The sequence below is a fragment of the Dongia rigui genome (assembly GCF_034044635.1).
Classification (GTDB): Bacteria; Pseudomonadota; Alphaproteobacteria; order Dongiales; family Dongiaceae; genus Dongia; species Dongia rigui.
In genome coordinates this window covers 1953228-1972066 of the sequence record NZ_JAXCLX010000001.1, presented here as the reverse complement: position 1 = coordinate 1972066, position 18839 = coordinate 1953228, and the positions used below count along the sequence as shown (strand labels likewise).

16 protein-coding genes are annotated in these 18839 nt (G+C 62.3%); 9 read left to right on the top strand and 7 right to left on the bottom strand.

Annotated features, from left to right (window positions below; genetic code table 11):
• Positions 1-42 precede the first annotated feature (42 nt).
• Positions 43-885 (top strand): alpha/beta hydrolase, encoded by an 843-nt coding sequence (locus tag SMD31_RS09195; RefSeq protein ID WP_320500517.1) that lies wholly within the window; start codon positions 43-45, stop codon positions 883-885.
• Between the two features lie 9 nt (positions 886-894).
• On the opposite strand, the gene SMD31_RS09190 is transcribed toward SMD31_RS09195, so the two are convergent.
• Positions 895-1800, bottom strand: a complete 906-nt coding sequence (locus SMD31_RS09190; RefSeq protein ID WP_320500516.1) for an SDR family oxidoreductase — start codon at positions 1798-1800, stop codon at positions 895-897.
• A gap of 86 nt (positions 1801-1886) precedes the next feature.
• On the opposite strand from SMD31_RS09190, the gene SMD31_RS09185 reads away from it, so the two are divergent.
• Together SMD31_RS09185 and SMD31_RS09180 are read left to right on the top strand one after the other, a co-directional pair.
• On the top strand, positions 1887-2654 hold the full coding sequence (locus SMD31_RS09185; protein ID WP_320500515.1) for a tetratricopeptide repeat protein: 768 nt from the start codon (positions 1887-1889) through the stop codon (positions 2652-2654).
• 36 nt (positions 2655-2690) lie between these two features.
• The gene (locus tag SMD31_RS09180) at positions 2691-2924 is read left to right on the top strand and encodes a hypothetical protein (RefSeq protein ID WP_320500514.1); all 234 of its coding nucleotides are present in this window, start codon (positions 2691-2693) and stop codon (positions 2922-2924) included.
• Between the two features lie 11 nt (positions 2925-2935).
• Here the strand turns inward: SMD31_RS09180 and SMD31_RS09175 are convergent, their stop codons facing one another.
• From SMD31_RS09175 to SMD31_RS09165, 3 genes are all read right to left on the bottom strand, one after another.
• Entirely contained in the window at positions 2936-4969 is a 2034-nt protein-coding gene (locus SMD31_RS09175; RefSeq protein WP_320500513.1) for a HAMP domain-containing methyl-accepting chemotaxis protein, read from the bottom strand.
• Between the two features lie 235 nt (positions 4970-5204).
• Positions 5205-5696 carry a hypothetical protein gene (locus tag SMD31_RS09170; protein WP_320500512.1) on the bottom strand — a complete coding sequence of 164 codons (492 nt, stop codon included), beginning with the start codon at positions 5694-5696 and terminating at the stop codon, positions 5205-5207.
• Between the two features lie 49 nt (positions 5697-5745).
• A complete protein-coding gene (locus SMD31_RS09165; RefSeq protein ID WP_320500511.1) occupies positions 5746-7248 on the bottom strand; it encodes a methyl-accepting chemotaxis protein in 1503 nt (500 codons plus the stop codon).
• A gap of 407 nt (positions 7249-7655) precedes the next feature.
• Here SMD31_RS09165 and SMD31_RS09160 point away from each other — a divergent pair, with 407 nt between their 5' ends.
• From SMD31_RS09160 to SMD31_RS09150, 3 genes are all read left to right on the top strand, one after another.
• Positions 7656-8660: a helix-turn-helix transcriptional regulator gene (locus SMD31_RS09160; RefSeq protein WP_320500509.1), complete on the top strand. Its 1005-nt coding sequence runs from the start codon at positions 7656-7658 to the stop codon at positions 8658-8660.
• Complete coding sequence (locus SMD31_RS09155) at positions 8657-9655, top strand: helix-turn-helix transcriptional regulator (RefSeq protein ID WP_320500508.1); 999 nt, start codon at positions 8657-8659, stop codon at positions 9653-9655. The genes SMD31_RS09160 and SMD31_RS09155 overlap by 4 nt, the downstream gene beginning before the upstream one ends.
• A gap of 141 nt (positions 9656-9796) precedes the next feature.
• Positions 9797-11104, top strand: a complete 1308-nt coding sequence (locus SMD31_RS09150; RefSeq protein WP_320500507.1) for an ELM1/GtrOC1 family putative glycosyltransferase — start codon at positions 9797-9799, stop codon at positions 11102-11104.
• Positions 11105-11126: 22 nt separating this feature from the next.
• Here the strand turns inward: SMD31_RS09150 and SMD31_RS09145 are convergent, their stop codons facing one another.
• Positions 11127-11378 carry a hypothetical protein gene (locus SMD31_RS09145; protein WP_320500506.1) on the bottom strand — a complete coding sequence of 84 codons (252 nt, stop codon included), beginning with the start codon at positions 11376-11378 and terminating at the stop codon, positions 11127-11129.
• Between the two features lie 281 nt (positions 11379-11659).
• Here SMD31_RS09145 and dnaK point away from each other — a divergent pair, with 281 nt between their 5' ends.
• Together dnaK and dnaJ are read left to right on the top strand one after the other, a co-directional pair.
• Positions 11660-13648: a molecular chaperone DnaK gene (gene dnaK, locus SMD31_RS09140; protein WP_320500505.1), complete on the top strand. Its 1989-nt coding sequence runs from the start codon at positions 11660-11662 to the stop codon at positions 13646-13648.
• A 102-nt stretch (positions 13649-13750) separates the two neighbouring features.
• Positions 13751-14890 carry a molecular chaperone DnaJ gene (dnaJ, locus tag SMD31_RS09135; RefSeq protein ID WP_320501021.1) on the top strand — a complete coding sequence of 380 codons (1140 nt, stop codon included), beginning with the start codon at positions 13751-13753 and terminating at the stop codon, positions 14888-14890.
• A 57-nt stretch (positions 14891-14947) separates the two neighbouring features.
• On the opposite strand, the gene SMD31_RS09130 is transcribed toward dnaJ, so the two are convergent.
• On the bottom strand, positions 14948-16723 hold the full coding sequence (locus SMD31_RS09130) for a sugar-transfer associated ATP-grasp domain-containing protein (RefSeq protein ID WP_320500504.1): 1776 nt from the start codon (positions 16721-16723) through the stop codon (positions 14948-14950).
• A 303-nt stretch (positions 16724-17026) separates the two neighbouring features.
• Positions 17027-17731: an SDR family oxidoreductase gene (locus SMD31_RS09125; RefSeq protein WP_320500503.1), complete on the bottom strand. Its 705-nt coding sequence runs from the start codon at positions 17729-17731 to the stop codon at positions 17027-17029.
• 113 nt (positions 17732-17844) lie between these two features.
• Between SMD31_RS09125 and SMD31_RS09120 the strand changes: the two genes are divergently transcribed.
• A complete protein-coding gene (locus tag SMD31_RS09120) occupies positions 17845-18813 on the top strand; it encodes a LysR substrate-binding domain-containing protein (protein ID WP_320500502.1) in 969 nt (322 codons plus the stop codon).
• Positions 18814-18839: the final 26 nt, after the last annotated feature.

Below are 18839 nucleotides of genomic sequence, written 5' to 3'. Positions count from 1 at the left end.
TTTGGGCGGCAACCATTATCAGTGACCGGCGCTGGATTGCAAGTGTCGCCGCCAAAAGCAATCCTCACGGCCAGCCACGATCGCGTGATGGTGCCAATCCACGCCGAAGCCCAAAGATTGCCGCTGCCTGCGGGCGGATACCTCGCCTATCACCGCCGCAATCTTGCCGCCAATGACCGCACGGCCGATGGAATAAACACGCGGGCAGCGCCACCGGGCATTATTTTTCTGGGCGGATTCGCCTCCGACATGACCGGGACCAAGGCGATGGCGCTCGATGCCTATTGCGCCGCAACAGGTCGCGCCTTTGTGCGATTCGACTATCGCGGCCATGGCCAATCCTCCGGCAGCTTCACCGACGGCACCATCGGCGCCTGGCGTGATGACGCGCTTGCCGTGGTCGACCGCCTGACCGAAGGACCGCAGATTCTGGTCGGCTCGTCGATGGGCGGCTGGCTGATGCTGCTCTGCGCCTTGGCGCGGCCCGACCGCATCCATGCGCTGGTGGGCCTGGCGGCTGCCCCCGACTTCACCGAGGAGCTGATGTGGCAGACCTTGGACGGGGCCATGCAGCAGCGCCTGATGGCGGAAGGCCGCATCGAAGAGCCCAGCGCCTATAGCGACAGCCCCTATGTCATCACCCGCGCGCTCATTGAAGATGGGCGCCGGCACCTGCTGCTGGGTGGCGCCATCCATATCGACCGGCCCGTGCGCCTGCTGCACGGCCAGGCCGATGAAGACGTGCCCTACAGCGTCTCTCTGCGCCTTGCCGACCGGCTGGTCTCGCGCGATGTCGTGGTCAGCCTGATCAAGGATGGCGATCATCGCCTCTCGCGCAACCAAGACATCGAACGCCTGATGCTGGCGATCGAGGATGTGTCTTAAAGTGACCTTTCAGAACCCCGCGTCGAACAGCGTTCTCAAGCCGATGCGATAATCGGGGAAGGCGAGCGAGAAACCCAGCTCCTGCTTGATGCGGTCGTTGCGCACGCGCTTGTTGTCGTCATAGAAGCTGCGCGCCATGGGGCTGAGGTCGGCGGTCGCGTAATCCATCACCGGCGGGGGTGTTACACCCAGAAGTTCGCAGGCATAGGTAATGACATCGGCGGGTGGCGCCGGATCATCGTCGCAGACGTTATAAGCCGTCCCGGGGTTGGGCCGCGCCATCGAGGCGATGAGGACCGAGGCGATATCCGCGACGTGAATGCGGCTGAAGACCTGCCCGGCTTTGACCACGCGCCGCGCCCGCCCCTCGCGCACCGTATCGAGCGCCGAGGAACGGGGACCGTAAATCCCCGCCAGGCGGAAGAGATGCGCTGGATTGGGCAAAGCCGCCCAGGCCTGTTCCGCCTTCAATCGCTTCAGGCCGCGGGTACCACTGGGCTGCAGCGCGCTTGTCTCGTCGACCCAGGCGCCATCGCAATCGCCATAGACGCCGGTGGTCGAAAGATAGCCGATCCAGTGCAGATGGCGGATCTGCGCAATCTCGGCGCCATGAATGTCGATCACCGGATCGCCAGCGTCATCTGGCGGCACCGAGGCAAGAAGATCCGTCACCCCCGAAAGCTTGGCGCCAAGATCAGCAACCGGATGCGCGCGGTCGAAGATATAGGCATCGATGCCGCGCGCCTTCAGTGCCTGCTGCTTTTGCGTGCCACGGCAGGTGCCAGAAACGCGCCAGCCCCGCGCCAACAGCCGATCGGCCAGGGTCAATGCCGAATATCCCAGCCCGAAACAGAACAGATGGCCGGTTTCCAGCGTCCTTTGCCTTGCCGTCACTGCCGTCGTTGCTGCTGGCATCTTTACCTGTCCTTGATCGGGCTTGCAAAATATCGCCCGGGATTCCATCAATCCGGTCCTAACAACCGGCGGCGGAAACATCAACCATGCGGCGACAGGTGATTATAGCGGGGCTTTTGGCGGCAGGCATCCTGGCCCAGCCCGCGCACGCCCAGGACAAGCTCACCTCGGCCGAGAACGAGCAGCAATATGCCGCCTGCATGGCCCTGGTCGACCAGAACCCGACCGATGCGCTGGAAAGCGCCGTGCAATGGGAAAAGCAGGGCGGTGGCGATGCAGCCGAGCACTGCCAGGCCCTGGCCATGATCGGCCTCAAGCAATATGAGGATGCGGGTGTGCTGCTGGAGCGCATCGCCGAGACCATGCCCCAGGTGAAGGCGCCCGTCGCCTCTGAAGTCTTCGGCCAGGCGGCCTATGCCTGGATGCTCGCCGGCAAGACGCAGCGGGCGCTCCATGACCTTAACCAGGGCATTACCCTCAGCCCGAAGAATGTCGAATTGCTGATCGACCGCGCCAGGCTCTATGGCGAAAGCGGCATGTATTTCGAAGCGCTCGACGACCTCAACACAGCCGCCGACCTCGCCCCCAACCGCCCGGACATCTACGCCTATCGTGCCTCGGCCTATATCTCGCTCAGCCAGCTCGATATCGCCGCCGACAATCTCGACCAGGCCTTGCTGATCGCCGCCGACTTCCCGCAGGCGCTGCTCGAACGCGGCCGCCTCCATGCCTTGAACGGCGAGAAGGAAGAGGCGCGCAAGGATTTCATGCGCGTCCTCACCGTAGCCCCGAAGACCGACGTCGCCGCCGCGGCGCAGCTGCAGCTGGAAAAGCTGGATTTGAAGGCAGAGTAGTTTTTTTCGAGAGCTTCATCACGGGGCGCCCCTGCGATGGTAAAGTCCACCATCACCCGGACGTCCATCAGGAACTTGTCGACGCTATCGCGCCGTTGCTGGGTCTTTTCCGACAAGGCTTGCGCTTCGTTCAGGGCCACCACCGACGAGTTGCCGGAAACTGTCGCCGCCGCCATGACACCGACGGTGTTAGACGACACCTCCTTGGTGGCGGTCGATAGTCCCTGGACCGCGCCGGCGATCGAGGCGCTGAAACTCGATTTCTTGTAGTGTTACATCCGTTACATGCCGCGAACGGCGCGCAGGAACCCGTCGACTTCCTGGCGCAGCGCCGTGCCGTTACGTGACAGGGCCGTGGCGGCGCTGAGCATCTGGCTTGATGCGGCACTGGTGTGCTGCGAGGCCAATGTCACACCGCTGATATTGCCCGATACCTCGCCGGTGCCGTTGGCCGCTTCCTGCACATTGCGCGAGATCTCCTGGGTGGCGGCGCTCTGTTCCTCGACGGCCGAGGCGATGGCCGCGGAGATATCGCTCACCCGCGCGATCGTGCCGTTGATGGCGGCGATTGCCGAGCCGGAACTCTCGGCTGATTGCTGGATGCTGCGCACTTGGTCGCCGATCTCGTCGGTGGCCTTGGCCGTCTGCGTCGCCAGGGTCTTCACTTCGGACGCCACCACGGCAAAGCCCTTACCGGCCTCACCGGCGCGGGCCGCCTCGATTGTGGCGTTGAGCGCCAGCAGATTGGTCTGGCTGGCGATGTCGTTGATGAGCGTCACCACGGTGCCGATCCGCGCGGCGGCATCGGCCAGCGCCTGCATCTGGGCATTGCTCGTCTCTGATTGCTTGACCGCCAACGTGACGACGCGGTTCGATTCCAGGACCTGATTGCTGATCTCGGCGACCGAGGCGGTGAGTTCTTCGGTGGCCGACGCCACCGTCTCGATGTTCTGCGTCAACTCGGTGGCCGCCGCGGATACCACGGTCGATTGCTGCGCGGTTTCTTCGGCCGTTGCCGACAATTGCTGGGCCGTGCCTTGCATTTCCCGGGCGGCATCGGTAACCGCGGTGACCACATGCCCGACACTGGCCTCGAACTGATCGGCCAAGCGCAGCATCGCGGCTTTGCGTTCGGCTTCGGCGCGTGCCTTCGCCGCCTCGCCGTCCAGGCGCAACCTTTCCGTCTCGTCAAGATTGCTCTTGAAGACGAGCAGTGCCTTGGCCATGTCGCCCACTTCATCCTTGCGCGCTGTACCAGCGATGGCGACATCACGGTTGCCGCCGGCCAATGTCAGCATGGTGCGCGCCAGTGTCATCACAGGTGTGGAAATGCCGCGCCCAATGGCAAAGGCGACGATCAACCCGCCGATGAAACCCGCACCGCTGAACAGGATTGCGGTCCATTTGCTGCTATGGACGACTTGCGTGATTTCGCTGGCGATGCGGCTTTCCTCGGCGGCTGCGTCGCTCTTGACGGCTTCGGCATCGTCGATGATCGCGGCACTGGCCTTGGCGACCTCGCCATCAACCAGGGCTTCGATCTTGCGGTCAATCCCGCGGCCCGTCTCGAACGCGGCGCGATAGGCCGGCACCAGTTCCTTCACCGCCGCAATTTCGCCGGCAAAGCCTTCACCGGCGGCCTTGGAGTCAAGACCTGCCACCACAGCGGCGACCTTGGTGAGTGCCGTCTCCGCGGCATCGGCCGCCCCGACCTCGCGCCGGTCAAGCATCAGGTTGATATTGAGGCGAGCCGTCATCGCGGCACTCAGGGCATCCGTGGCGGCAAGTGCTGTCGCCGTATCGCCGGCGCCAAGCGCCTTGCGCAACAGGTTCTCCGTCGATTCAACCAGCTTGGGTCCGTCGACCGACAAGGTCTCGGCCGCCAGTTTCTCGCGCGCGACCTCAAGCTCGGTCGAGGCCTTGAAATCCGTACCGATGGCCTTCAATTTTTCGCCCATCGCCGTCAGCGCGGCGCGTTCCTCGTCATTTGTCGCATGGGCGATGCCGTCAGCAATATCCTCGGCGATCTTCTTTTCCAGTTCCTGTGCGGCTTCGACATGCGTCGTGTCGCCGGCGCCCGTGCCGGTCTGGGCATAGGCATCGACATGGGCTTTCAGTTCCAGCAGATCGCGCTCCGTATTGGCGGAATCTCCGAAAAGGTCCACCGCGTCGACATAGCGCGCGAGATCGCTCGAGGTGCGGGAGAGGGCGAGGATGCCGGTGCCGGCGACGATGGCCAGAATGACCAGCACGACGGCAAAGCCGATCAAGATCTTGGTGGAGATTTTGAGGTTCTGAAATAACCCCCCATTCATGATGCAGCCCTTTCGACGCCTGGCAGTGTTGCGCCATGTTGGGCCGCGACCGGTAAAAAAGGGGTAAGCTTTGGCGGCCAAGATCAGGCGGCCTACGCAACGCTGTTATGCAACTTTGACGATCCGGCCAGTCCTAGGGACTTTAATCCGGCAGGGGACCAATATGATCCTGCATGTCAACCGCGGTATCGCCTCCAGCAAGGCAACCACCGGACCTCTGCCAAATCGGGGGCCGTTACGACACCTCGGCAATATCAAAGATGCCGAAATCGCTCACCGAATGGACCCGCTCATTGATCTCCGCGCACGCTGCCTCAAGATCCCCCAAGACGATCTCCAGCGCTTGGTTGATCGGCAATCGCAACAGCCGCCGCATTTGGAGATCGATGACATCATGATTGTCCACAGCTGGGCGCCTTCTGAGGATATGAGCAAAGCGAGCCTGGACATCGAGCGTTGAGTCACTATGCCGCGAGATCAATTCGCACATGCAGAAGAGATTGCTCAGCAGCTGCTTGGACAACCGAATAATGGCCTCCGCCGACGCATTCAAAAGCTCTATTTGACGACTTGGCGGCAGCCCGCGGTCCCCTCCCATTCCTGGCGGGGGGTCCGCCAGCACGCAGTATTGGAGACGCTTGAAGGATTGTTGGACGGTATTGCGCACCAGCCCAGCCGTCTGGTCAATACGCACCATCGTCTCAAGATTTATCTGCGATCTGGTCATTGCCGTGTTCCGTCCAGCGCGATTGAAATCCGAACCTGCTGCAGCGAGGTCACATCGCGCGCACGCTGGCCAAAAATGCGTCGACCCGGCTTTCGAGCGTGGCGGCCTTTTGCGACAGCCCTTGCGCGTCGGTCAAAACACTCGCCGACGCTTCGCCGGATTCTTGAGCTGCCGTGGTAACGCCGACGATGTTGCTCGATACTTCGCGCGTCGCGGCGGATTGTTCTTCGACGGCGCTCGAGATCGAGGTGCTGATATTGCTGACCTGGTTGATGACATTGCCGATGTGGCGGATCGCATCCGCAGTCGTCGTGCTGGAATCCTGGATGCCGCGAATGTGGTGATCGATTTCTTCCGTCGCTTTGGCCGTTTGTGTCGCCAGTGATTTGACTTCGGAAGCAACCACGGCAAAGCCCTTTCCAGCTTCGCCGGCGCGTGCCGCCTCGATGGTGGCGTTCAGCGCCAGCAGATTGGTCTGGCTGGCGATTTCCGAGATGATCTTCGTGACTTCGCCGATCTTTTGCGCGGCATTGACCAGATCGGTCACCATGCGTTCAGATTTTTGCGCCTCAACGACCGCTTCGCTGACGACGGTGTTGGACTCGACCAGCTGTCGCGCAATCTCATTGACGGAGGCCGAAAGCTCCTCGGTTGCTGCAGACACGGTGGAGGATTGCTGGCTCGTCTGTTCCGCACTCGCCGCCAGCGTTTGAGCCGTTGCCTGCATGCCCCGCGCCGATTCGGAAAGCAGCTGCACCAGTGATTTGACGCCGCTTTCAAATTCGTCGGCGAGTACCTTGTTCTGCTGCTTGCGTGCCGTGAGATCGGTCGCAAATTTGACGACTTTCATCGGCTTGCCATTGGCATCGAGGATCGGGTTGTAGGAAGCTTCGATCCAGACTTCCTTGCCGCCCTTGCCGATGCGCTTGTATTGCGCTGCCTGGAATTCACCCTTGCGCAGTTTTTCCCAGAACAGACGATAGTCGCTGCTGTCCTTGTAGGCCTGCTCGACGAACATGCTGTGATGCCGGCCCTTGATCTCGTCGAGCGTGTATCCGAGCGTTTTGAGGAAGTTCTCATTGGCGGTGATGATGGTGCCATCCAACTGGAACTCGATCACTGCCTGTGACCGAGCAATGGCATCGATCTTACCGGCAGACTCGGCTTGCTCCATGCGCTGGCGGGTGATGTCGGTCGCGTATTTGACGACCTTGAACGGCCGGCCGTTCTTGCCCAGCAGCGGGTTATAGGAGGCCTCGATCCAGATTTCTTTGCCGCCCTTGCCAAGGCGCTTATACTGGGCTGCCTGATATTCACCCCGGTTGAGCTTGGCCCAGAAGTCACGATACTCGGCGCTCTCTTTGTAGGCGGGTTCGACGAACATGCTGTGATGGTGTCCGCGCACCTCGTCCAGCGTGTAACCCAGGGCATTCAGGAAGTTGGCGTTTGCCGTGATGATCGTGCCATCCATCTTGAACTCGATCACGGCTTGCGATTTGTCGAGGGCCGCAAGTTTCGCTGCGTTATCGCCACCCAAACCGAAAATGCCCATTTGCTTCTCCTGCTGACCAAGTTCTGGGGTACTTGCCGGCATGTGCCGGGCCCCGTTTCTGATGATTAGAGGATAGGAAGATTAGTTCTGGTCGGCTCGGCGCCGAGTGCCAAGACTAAGCACCTACTGCCAAAAATGTGCGGGAATGAAACCTATATACGCCAGGATAGGTTCGCGGTCCCTGCGAGTTAGGACCAGAGTCGTCGCATCGGCACATCCTGAGGGGTGAAATAGGATATAACGGCGGATGCGCAGGACAATATTCGTGTGCGCGGCGCCAAAACGCCGTTCGGAGAATTTTATTTATTATACTAAAGATGTGGAGAACCCGACAGCTACCGGTCAGGAAATTTAACGACTTTTAATAAATCGGGGTCACAGTCTGCTGACACAACAGGGCGAAATTGATGTCCGCGTCAACGACCATAAACGGTACGCGCAGGCTGGCGAAATTCCCCGCTTTTGCCGTTTCCAACTTCGACCGGCTGTCGGCAATACTGGAAGGCCAGCTGGGTGCGAAGTTCGCCCGTTTGCCGGTCCGCGGGGATAATATTGAGGCCGTCGCCAATGCGGCGCTGCTGACACATAGTCAGCTTTGGTTTTGCGCCTACGGCATGCCGCTATCGGTTAAATTCCCCGATGGCGACTACATCAGGCTGCAGTTCCAGCATCAGGGCGCGGGAGGCACCTGGGAGCGTGGTCAGCTGACCGGCGTCACGGCGCGTCAAGCCTGCATCTCCCGGGCCGAAGTTGAAATCGATTTTGCCGCGGATTTCGAGCAACTCGTCTGGCGCATTCCAAAGGGAATACTTGAACAGCGCCTGGCCCTGCTGACGGGCCGCCCTGTTGGTTATGCTCTGGATTTTGTACCCGCACTGGACCTGACGTCGCCGCAAGGCATGGTCCTCAAGCAGCTGTTTGACTGCCTGATACAATCGGTCGAATTGCAAGCTAATCCTTCCTCGGCGCTCGTCGTCAAGGAATTGGAGCAGGCGCTCATCAGCGCCTTTCTCGCCACTTGTGATCACAGCGGACGACCACTGCTTGAAGGCGCAACGCCGGGGGCCGGATCGCGTCGACTAAGCCGGGCTGAGGCGCATATCGAAGCCAATTGGGATAAGCCGATCACGATCGAGGATCTGGTAGAAGTCAGTGGCGCCTCTGCGCGTTCGCTCTTCCGCAGTTTCAAGGAAACCCGCGGCTGCACCCCCATGGAGTTCGCGCGGCGCCTGCGCCTGCAGCATGCACGCCAGATGTTGTCATTGCCGCAAAGCAACACCACGGTCACCATGGTCGCCTTCACCTGCGGTTTCGGCGACGCCGGCCATTTCGCCAGGGAGTTTCAGCGAACCTTTGGCGAGCGGCCTTCTGACGTGTTGGTGCGTGGGCGAAAACAGTTGGGCGTCGCATGAGCGAGCCTATTGCCCCCGCCCAGGAAATTCTCGGCGCGCATCGCGTCTTCGATGTGGCGCGCATCGACGCGCTCGAAGCGACGCTCAACCCACTCAACGGCGCGAAACTCCTGAATGTCGGGTCGGCCGGACACGACTTCCATGCGTTCGGCAATCATTATTTCCTGCCTCTCAGCGAATTGTGGTTCAGCTGGTCCAACACCCAGGTGACGATGCGATACCCGGAGGACGGCATGCTGCGCCTGCGCCTCTGGCATGGGGGCAAAGGCGCCACTTGCCGGGGCCGCGAAACGCATCTGGTGACCGCTGACAAAGCGGTGCTCTCAACCGCCGCATCCGACGTGGATTTTGCTGCCGGCTTTGGCCAAATTTGCTGGCGCGTGCACCGAGAGCGCATGGAACGGAAGCTTGCGATCCTGACCGACCGGTCACTGTCGGCGCTCAACATTGACGCGACGCTCGACCTCACCGCACCACAATCGGCCATGGCCATGCAGATCCTTGGCTGCATGACTAGATGGATTGACAATGCAGGCACCAATCAGCAGCCGGTCTTTCTTGCCGAATTGGAGCAAGCCTTCATCACCAGTCTGGCTTCGGTTGGTGCTGTCGGCGGTACCAGTTTGCTGGCGGCGTCGGCGCCGAAGGCAGCCCCTTTTCAGGTACGCAGAGTCGAGGCACATATCGAAGCGAACTGGGATAAGCCGATCACAATAGAGGATCTGGTAGAAGTCAGCGGTGCCTCAGCGCGCTCCCTTTTTCGTAGCTTCAAGGAGAGCCGCGGCTGTACCCCGATGGAGTTCGCGCGCCGCCTGCGCCTGCAGCAGGCGCGCCAGATGCTGGAGCATCCCCAACCTGCAACAACGGTCAGCGAAGTGGCCTTTTCCTGTGGCTTCGGCGATCTCGGCCGATTTGCCAAGGATTTTCACCGTGCATTCGGGCTGCGGCCGTCAGAGCTTCTGGCGCGTCACCGCGTCCTGGCGGTCGTCGCCTGACGAGAAAGTCCCGTCAGTGTTGCCCGGACTTCCTGGCCCAGCTTCCCGTCACCGAGGCGACACGAGGCCGTCAGCAACTTGTCATCGACCCTCCGTTAACTTCGGGCTATCTCTTGCGCAGCTGATTCCCGAGATCGCCCCATGTCCCAGTCATTTTCGCCCGCCGCTCTCTTGCCCGCCCTCGGCAGTTCTTCGCCGCGCGATGGGGCCGTGGTCTGGTTGCTGCAAGGGGCAAGGCTTGGCGACAATCAGCAGGTCCTGGCGCTGGGGGCGGCACTCGAGGCACGCTTCGGCTGGCGCCTGGTGGTCAAGCAGTTGAAGTTCGCGCGCGGGCCCGTTCCCGGCAGCGACCCGGCCGACGGATTGCGCCATGTAAAGCTCGCGGAAAGCGATCCCCTTCACGCCACAGAGACAGACCCGTGGCCCGACCTTATCATCGCCGTCGGGCGTCGTGCGGCGCCTGTTGCACGCTGGATCAAGACGCACAACGCGCCCTACTGTATCCATGTGCAGATCGGCCGTTTCCAGGACCCGTTCGCCACCGTCGATCTCCTGGTGACGACGGCGCAATACGCGCTGCCCGGCGGGCCAAACGTGCTGCATCTCAGCCTGCCGATGACGGCGCGCAAGCCAGATGCCCTGGCCGCCGCCGCCAAGGCCTATGCACCGCTCTTCGACGGTGTCGCGCAACCGTCGATCGGCGTGCTGGTCGGGGGTCCCTCGAATCCGATCAAGTTCGGCGCCAAGGACGGCGAAAAGCTAGCGCGCGAGGCACTGGCCTTCGCTGATAAAACCGGTGCGCGCCTGCTCGTCGCCACCTCGCCGCGCACCCCGCCCGAAGTGGTGGCGCATCTTCAGGCGACGATCCGGTCGCCGCATGTGCTGTTTGCGTTCGAGCCGGGCCTTGGCGATCGCAACCCCTATCCGGCGCTGCTGGCCAGATGCCATTCCTTCATCGTCACCAATGACAGCGTCTCGATGGTGGCCGATGCGGCCCTCACGGGCCGCGAGGTACGGGTCTTTGACCTGCCCGTGGCACGTCCCCGCGCCCTCTGGAAACCCAGCTGGCCGATCGCCCATTGGCTGGGTCGGCGACGCAACCAGCGTCTGGTGCGCGGCGCGCCCGCCGACATGTTCGACCGCTGGTTCGAAGGCGAGGTACGGGCGGCGCGCGCCCAGCCCACCCGCTATGTCCCTATCATCATGGCGCGGCTGCTGCGCGAGCGGCATGTGGCGCTGATGAACGACCCGCTGCCGCCGCGCACGGATCTGGCCGAACTGGTGGCACGCGAGCTCGACATGGTCTCGGCCCGCGTCATGGCCCTGCTCGCCGAACGCCGCACGGCCGCCTTGCGCGCGCGCCTCACCCAAGGCGGGGCACTCGCCGCCCGCGCCATGAGCCCCCGCGCCGAGATCAACACGGCTTTGGGCCTGCCGCAGTTCGGCTGAGCGTCGGGCAGTCAGGGTGCCGTTATCTTTCGCGCCCGACCAGCTGATAGACCAGCATCAGGAGCAGGCCGATGGTGGCAAGGGCGGCGCCTGCCACCGCGATGGCGTCGCTTTGCAGCGCCACGACACCGGCGGCCGCAATTCCAGCGCCGACCAGCACATCGACACCGAGCAGCACCATGACCGCAATGTTGTTGCGCCGCTTGCGCAGCTTGTCGGCATCGACCGGTGGCGGCAGCTGCGTTGATTCGACAGTCTTTTCCAGGTTCCCCATGGCGCCATGCTACCCGATTTGCCGGTTCTTGTCAGAGCGCCCATCACCGGCCGGATCGGCGGCAATATCCTACCTAGATAGTCGGAATTGGCGCCAGCTCCCCGACGCATCCGCGACAAGCTGCCATAATCGTTAAGATTCCCATGACGACGATCTTGCGTCACCTGCGGAACGGCCTATATATCCCCTCGAAACCACTGCCTAAGGCCGGGTCAATCTGATCCCGCCCCGGGCATATCTGATCAGTCAGTCGTCGCAAAAGTCGGGGATCCCCGAAAAGGGTGCTTCAGTTTGGAAGGCCCGAAGAGCGGGATTTGCCGCAAGAAAGGATGAATACCATGGCCAAAGTTATCGGTATCGATCTCGGTACGACCAATTCCTGCGTCGCCGTCATGGAAGGCAAGGACGTCAAGGTCATCGAGAACGTGGAAGGTGCCCGCACCACCCCCTCGATGGTCGCATTCACCGATTCCGGCGAGCGTCTGGTCGGCCAGGCCTCCAAGCGCCAAGCCGTGACCAACCCGGAAAACACCCTTTTTGCCATTAAGCGCCTCATCGGCCGTCGCTTTGACGATCCGTTGACGAAGAAGGACAAGGACCTTGTCCCCTATAAGATCGTCGGTGGCGACAATGGCGATGCCTGGGTCAACGCCCAGGGCAAGAATTACAGCCCCAGCCAGATCTCGGCCTTCATCCTCGGCAAGATGAAGGAAACGGCCGAAGCCTATCTCGGCGAAAAGGTGACCCAGGCCGTTATCACGGTTCCCGCCTATTTCAACGACAGCCAGCGCCAGGCCACCAAGGATGCCGGCAAGATCGCCGGGCTCGAAGTCCTGCGCATCATCAACGAGCCGACGGCGGCTGCCTTGGCTTACGGCATGGACAAGAAGAACGGCGGCGTGATCGCGGTCTACGATCTTGGCGGCGGTACCTTCGACGTTTCGGTCCTCGAGATCGGCGACGGCGTGTTCGAGGTGAAGTCGACCAACGGCGACACCTTCCTCGGCGGTGAAGATTTCGACGCCCGCATCATCGACTACTTGGCCGAAGAGTTCAAAAAAGAGAACGGCATCGATCTGAAGAAAGACAAGCTCGCTCTGCAGCGCCTGAAGGAAGCTGCGGAAAAGGCCAAGATCGAGCTGTCCTCCGCGATGCAGACCGAAGTCAACCTGCCCTTCATCACGGCGGATGCCTCTGGCCCCAAGCACCTCATCATCAAGCTGACGCGCGCCAAGCTCGAAGCCCTCGTTGACGACCTCATCGAGCGCACCATGGAGCCGTGCCGCAAGGCGCTCAAAGATGCCGGCCTGAAGTCCTCGGACATCCAGGAAGTGATCGTGGTCGGCGGCATGACCCGCATGCCCAAGATCCTCGAGAAGGTGAAGGAGTTCTTCGGCAAGGAGCCCAACCGCTCGGTCAACCCGGACGAAGTCGTCGCCATCGGCGCCGCCATCCAGGGCGCAGTGCTGAAGGGCGAAGTGAAGGACGTGCTGCTGCTCGACGTCACCCCGCTGTCGCTGGGCATCGAGACGCTGGGCGGCGTGTTCACGCGCCTCATCGATCGCAACACCACGATCCCGACCAAGAAGTCCCAGGTGTTCTCGACCGCCGAGGACGGCCAGACCGCGGTCACCATCCGCGTCTTCCAGGGCGAGCGTGAAATGGCCGCGGACAACAAGATCCTCGGCCAGTTCGATCTCGTCGGCATTCCGGCGGCCCCGCGCGGCGTGCCGCAGGTCGAAGTGACCTTCGACATCGACGCCAACGGCATCGTCAACGTCTCGGCCAAGGACAAGGCCACCGGCAAGGAGCAGCAGATCCGCATCCAGGCCTCGGGTGGTTTGTCCGATGGCGACATCGAGAAGATGGTGAAGGATGCCGAGGCCCATAAGGCCGAGGACGAGAAGCGCAAGAAGCTGGTCGAAGCCAGGAACCAGGCCGACGCCCTCATCCACAATGCCGAAAAGCAGGTGAAGGATGCCGGCGACAAGGTGGCCGAGGCCGACAAGGCGCAGGTCGACGCTGCCGTCGCCGACCTCAAATCCGTGAAGGATGGCGAGGATATCGCAGCGATCGAAGCCAAGACGCAGGCCCTGACCGAGGCGCTGATGAAAGTCGGCGAGGCGCTCTATAAGGCCAGTGCTGGCGCCGAAGGTGCCCCGGGTGCCGAAGCGGCCGGCAATGATGCCGGTGCGCAGGCTTCGACTGACGAGAAGGTGGTCGACGCCGATTTCGAGGAAGTCGACGAGCGCAAAGGCAAGAGCGCTTAAGCCCCATGCCTCGCAGAGGCCAATGAGGAGAAGAGAGGTCGGGCCTGATAACAGGTTCCGGCCTCTCCCTTTGTCTGAAACCAACTTACTGCAGACGATTGCATCATGAAGCGCGATTACTACGAAACGCTGGGAGTCGAGAAGGGCGCCGACGCCGATGCTCTCAAGAAGGCCTTTCGTAAGAAGGCGATGGAATACCATCCCGACCGTAATCCCGGGAACGCCGAGGCGGAAGCCAAGTTCAAGGAATTGAACGAAGCCTATGACGTCTTAAAGGACGAGCAGAAGCGTGCTGCCTATGACCGCTTCGGCCATGCCGCCTTCGAGAACGGCCATGGCGGCGGCGCACGCGGCGGTGCCGGCTTCGATGCCGGCGGCTTTGCCGACATCTTCGACGAGATGTTCGGCGACTTCATGGGTCGTGGTCGCGGCGGCGGCCAGGGCCGCGGTCGCGGCTCTGACTTACGCTTCAATATGGAGATCACGCTCGAGGAAGCCTTCCACGGCAAGCAGACCACGATCCGCGTGCCGAGCTCGATCCAATGCGACGACTGCCACGGCACCGGCGGTGAAAAGGGCGCACAGCCCATCACCTGTCCCGCCTGCCACGGCCACGGCAAGGTGCGTGCAACGCAGGGTTTCTTCACCATCGAGCGCAGCTGCCAGCATTGCGGTGGGGCCGGCAAGGTGATCGAGAAGGCCTGCAAGACCTGCCACGGCTCAGGCCGCACGGCCAAGGAGAAGACGCTGCAGGTCAATGTGCCGGCTGGCGTCGAGGAAGGGACCCGCATTCGCCTGGCCGGTGAAGGCGAGGCCGGGATGATGGGGGCACCCTCGGGCGATCTCTACATCTTCCTCAGCCTGAAACCCCATCGCCTGTTCGAGCGCGACGGCGCCAACATTCATTGCCGCGTGCCGATCGCCATGACCACGGCAGCCCTTGGCGGCCATATCGAGATTCCGACCGTCGATGGCAGCCGCGCCAAAGTGACCGTGCCGCACGGCGCCCAGACCGGCCAGCAGTTCCGCTTGAAGGGCAAGGGCATGTCGGTGCTGCGCAGCCAATCGCGCGGCGACATGTATGTCGAGCTCAGTGTCGAAACGCCCGTGAACTTGAGCAAGAAGCAGAAGGAACTGCTGAGCCAGTTCGAAGCCGAAGGCCAGAAGCACGGCAACCATTCCCCGCAAAGCGAAGGCTTCTTCGCCAAGGTGAAGGAATTCTTCGACAGCTCGAAGGATTGATTTCTAATTGTCGCCCCCCGAAAGCGGGGATGACAAGAGCGGTGGCAACGAATCCGCTCAGCCACCCCTAACGGCCACCAGCCGGTCGAGCCCGCTTTGCAACAGCGGCCCGATCGGGCTTTCGCCGGCCGGCTGCCGGTGCACCCGCTGTAGGAAAGCAAAATCGGGATAGGCATTGCCCTCGATCAGCACCGGCCCCTCAGGCGTTACCGCAATATCCCAGCCGATGACAAAGCGGTCGTTGAAGACATCGTGCGCACGCAGGGCCAGCGCCTTCACGGCGGCCCATTCCGGCAGCAGGGCGCCGGCAACCCGGGCGCCGGTGACCGGGTGATGGTCGAAGAAGTCGAAGGCGTCCTCGCGCTTGTCGCTGCTGAGCCAGCCAAGCTCGCCGGTCGCAAGATCAACCGGCGCGCCATATTCCGCAGCACTCGGCCAACCGGCTTCCAATTTACTGAGGACCCGCAGCATGCCGTGGGTCACGGTCGGCCGTCCCTGGGCGTCAAGGCAGGTGATGACGCGGATGACGACCAGCGAGGCCTGGGCAAAAGGTGCCACCGATGGCGCGTTTTCCAGCCGCTCCTGCACCAGCAGCATTTCTTCCATCGACTGGCCGGCGATCCGCGTCGACAGTTCGAGTTCGCTCAGCAGCGTACCGTCGGGTGACATGTATTGCGCGCTACCGGTGCCAGTTGTATTGCGCACCACGGTGTAGATTTCAGTGCCGCGCGCCCCTTTTGAAACCGCCGGCTTCACGAACAGGCCCGGCACCTCCGTCAATCGCCGCAAGTTGCGCCAGGCGATCTCGCCATGCTGTGCCACGGCCAGAATGCGCGGCACTTCCAGCCCATGCTCGACGCATACGCGGTCGAACGCCGCCTTGTCCGACAAGTTGCTGCGGTGGCCATTTTTCGGGATGAGGTAGTTGAGTGCCGTGAGCAACCCGTTCTTGGTCTCGTAGCGCGTCAGATACTGGCCGGCCTTGCGCTGCCGGTCGCGGCGATAGAGTTCCAGCATGTAGTAGGCCTGCGCATCCAGGCCGCAATGCATCATCAACAGCAGGATATCGATGATCTGGCGGAAGATCGGCACGCCGAAATTGCGCTGCACCTCCATCCCCAAGGTTCCGGTCCACAGCACGATGCGCCCGAAATCGATGATCGGCAGGACGCCCGGCCAATGTGCCACGCGCTGCTTGGGGAAGCGGCCCTTGGTGAACAGACGATAAGCGTCGAAGATATGCCGCGCGCGATTGCCAAGCGGGCCGCTATGCACGTCAGATTCCGCATGCCGCGAAATGGGCGACCAGCCGGCGTAAAGCAGCAGCAACGCAAAGGCGATCAGGTAGAATTGCAGGAAGACGAACTGGGCGAAATCCGAGAACGTCTCGGCCCCGTCGGGGGAGACGCCGAGATGCGGCGACTCTTCGATGAATTCCAGCCCCACCACGACGGTCTGCACAAGAAAACCACAGATCAGTAGCAGCTTGACCAACGCCGGCACGCGCTCGAAGCGCGACACGATGAAGAGGCCGATGGGCGCCAGCAGCCACAGGAAGACCTCGGCCGATTCCTTCAGGCTGAAGACATCGCGCAGTTCCGCCCGGTGCACCGGCAGCCATTCCAGCACCAGTGTCACCACCAGCACGGAAAGCCAGATGAAGGCGGCGGCGCGGAGCACGACATGGGAAGTGCTGACCTGCAGCCGCCGGTAAAGCGTCAGTCCCATCACCGTGGCGACCAGCGCGTTCAATGGATCGATGACGAAATCGCTCGACCGCAGCGGCGACAGCAGCAGGATGAAGGCCATGACTGCCGTGGCCAATGAGAACACCAGCAATCCATATTGTCGGGAAACGAAGCGCGGCATCGCCGGAACATACCTTGTGCACAGCGCGCGCAATGATGAAGGCCGCGCGGCCAAGTCAGACGGCCGGACAATATCGAGCGCGAACATGACAGCGACCTGACAGAAGTCACTTTTCCCAAGTGACTGTCAGCTAACTGAAAGAAAGCTGTCTTGCTCCGCGCGGTGCCAAGTGGACATCTTCAGGCGCGGCCCCGCCCGCAGCGGGAAGAGACTGTCGCGTGAAGGGACTGCCGCGTGACGGGACTGTCGCGTGACGGGTGATGACCGTCAAACCCCGCGCGTGATGCCGCCATCGACACGAAGGCTCTGCCCGGTGATGTAGGCGGCCCCGGGCGAGGCGAGGAAGGAAATGGTCGCTGCGACCTCCTCCGACGTGCCATAGCGCTTCATCGGCACGCTCGCCGCCCGCTCAGGCGTTGTGGGCAGGCTGTCGATCCAGCCCGGCAGCACGTTGTTCATGCGAATATTCTCGCCGGCATAGGTGTCGGCGAAGATCTTGGTATAGACGGCAAGCCCCGCACGCGCGACGGCCGAGGTCGGGAACATGGCGGAAGGCTCGCCGACCCACGCTGTCGAAATATTGATGATGGCGCCGTCCTTTTGCTTCTGCATCACGGGCGCCACCAGCCGCACCGCGCGCACCACATTCATGAAATAGACATCGATGCCCTTGTGCCAGTCTTCATCGCTGATCTCCAGGATGGGCGCCCGCGGGCCGTGGCCGGCACTGTTTACCAGCACATCGATACGCCCCCATTTGGCCATGGTGAGGTCGACAAGCTTCTTCAGATCATCATTGGATTGGTTGGAGCCGGTGACGCCGATGCCGCCCAGTTCCTTGCCCAGCGCCTCGCCCTTGCCAGAGGAGGAGAGGACCGCGACCTTGAATCCGTCGGCTGCCAGACGCCGTGCCGCGGCGGCACCCATGCCGCTGCCACCACCCACCACGACCGCCACTTTTTCTACAGCCATTTGCCGCTCCATTCATCACTTGGGTTTATCGCTATCTGAAGCAATGCTATCATGCGGCTGCAGAGATCGGCGAACCAGATTTCGACCCATGATCCAGTAGAAAAACTATACACATGCCAGTCCGCCGCCGCCTGCCATCCCTCAACGCGCTGCGCGTCTTCGACGTTGTCGCCCGGCATCTCAATTTCCGGCTGGCGGCCGAGGAACTGGGTGTGACGCAAGGCGCCGTCGCCCAGCAGATCCGTGGGCTTGAAGCGGAACTGGGCCTCGCTCTTTTCGACCGGGGCGCGCGCTCGCTCACCATGACCGAGGCGGCCTTGGCCTATATCGGCTATATCCGCCGCGCCTTCGAGCTGGTCGCGGAGGGGACCGCGTCGCTGCGGCCGGAGCCGCGCCACCTCACCATCAGCGTCACGCCGAGCTTTGCCGCCAAATGGCTCATCCCGCGCCTTACCGATTTCAATGCGGCGCATCCCGCCATCGATCTCAGGATCCTCGCTACCGACCGGCTGGCCAATTTCCAGAACGACGCGGTTGATCTCGCCGTCCGCCTGGGGCGCCCGCCCTTCGGCGCCGGCCTTGATGCCGAGCTTCTGGTCGCGCAGATCGTCATCGCCGTGGCGAGTCCGGCACTTGTTGGAAAGCTAGGGCGGCCGGAGACGGGCAGCAACCTCGCCCGCTATCCGCTGCTCCATGATTTCCATGATTTCTGGCCCGCCTTTCTCGAGCGCGCCTTTGCCGACAAGACGCGGCGCGGCGCCATGCCGGCGGCACCCAAGCATGTCCACTTCAACCAGACCGCTCTCGCCATCGACGCGGCCATCGCCGGCCAGGGCCTGGCGCTCGCCAGCCGTTTCCTGGTCGATGCCGACATCAAGGCCGGTCGCCTCGTCCAGGTGCTTGGAGCCGAACTCCACGTTGGCGTCGATTACTACACCATCACGCCGCGAAAACCCCGCCATCCGGATTCCGTCGCCGCGTTGCGCCACTGGCTGAAAGCGAACGTGCCGGCCTCCCACCCAACCCTCTCTCCTAAAGGTGGGAGGGCATCGGGCCGAGTGGGCGCCAAGACCACGTTTTAGCACCTCCGACCTTCAGAGGGTGGGCG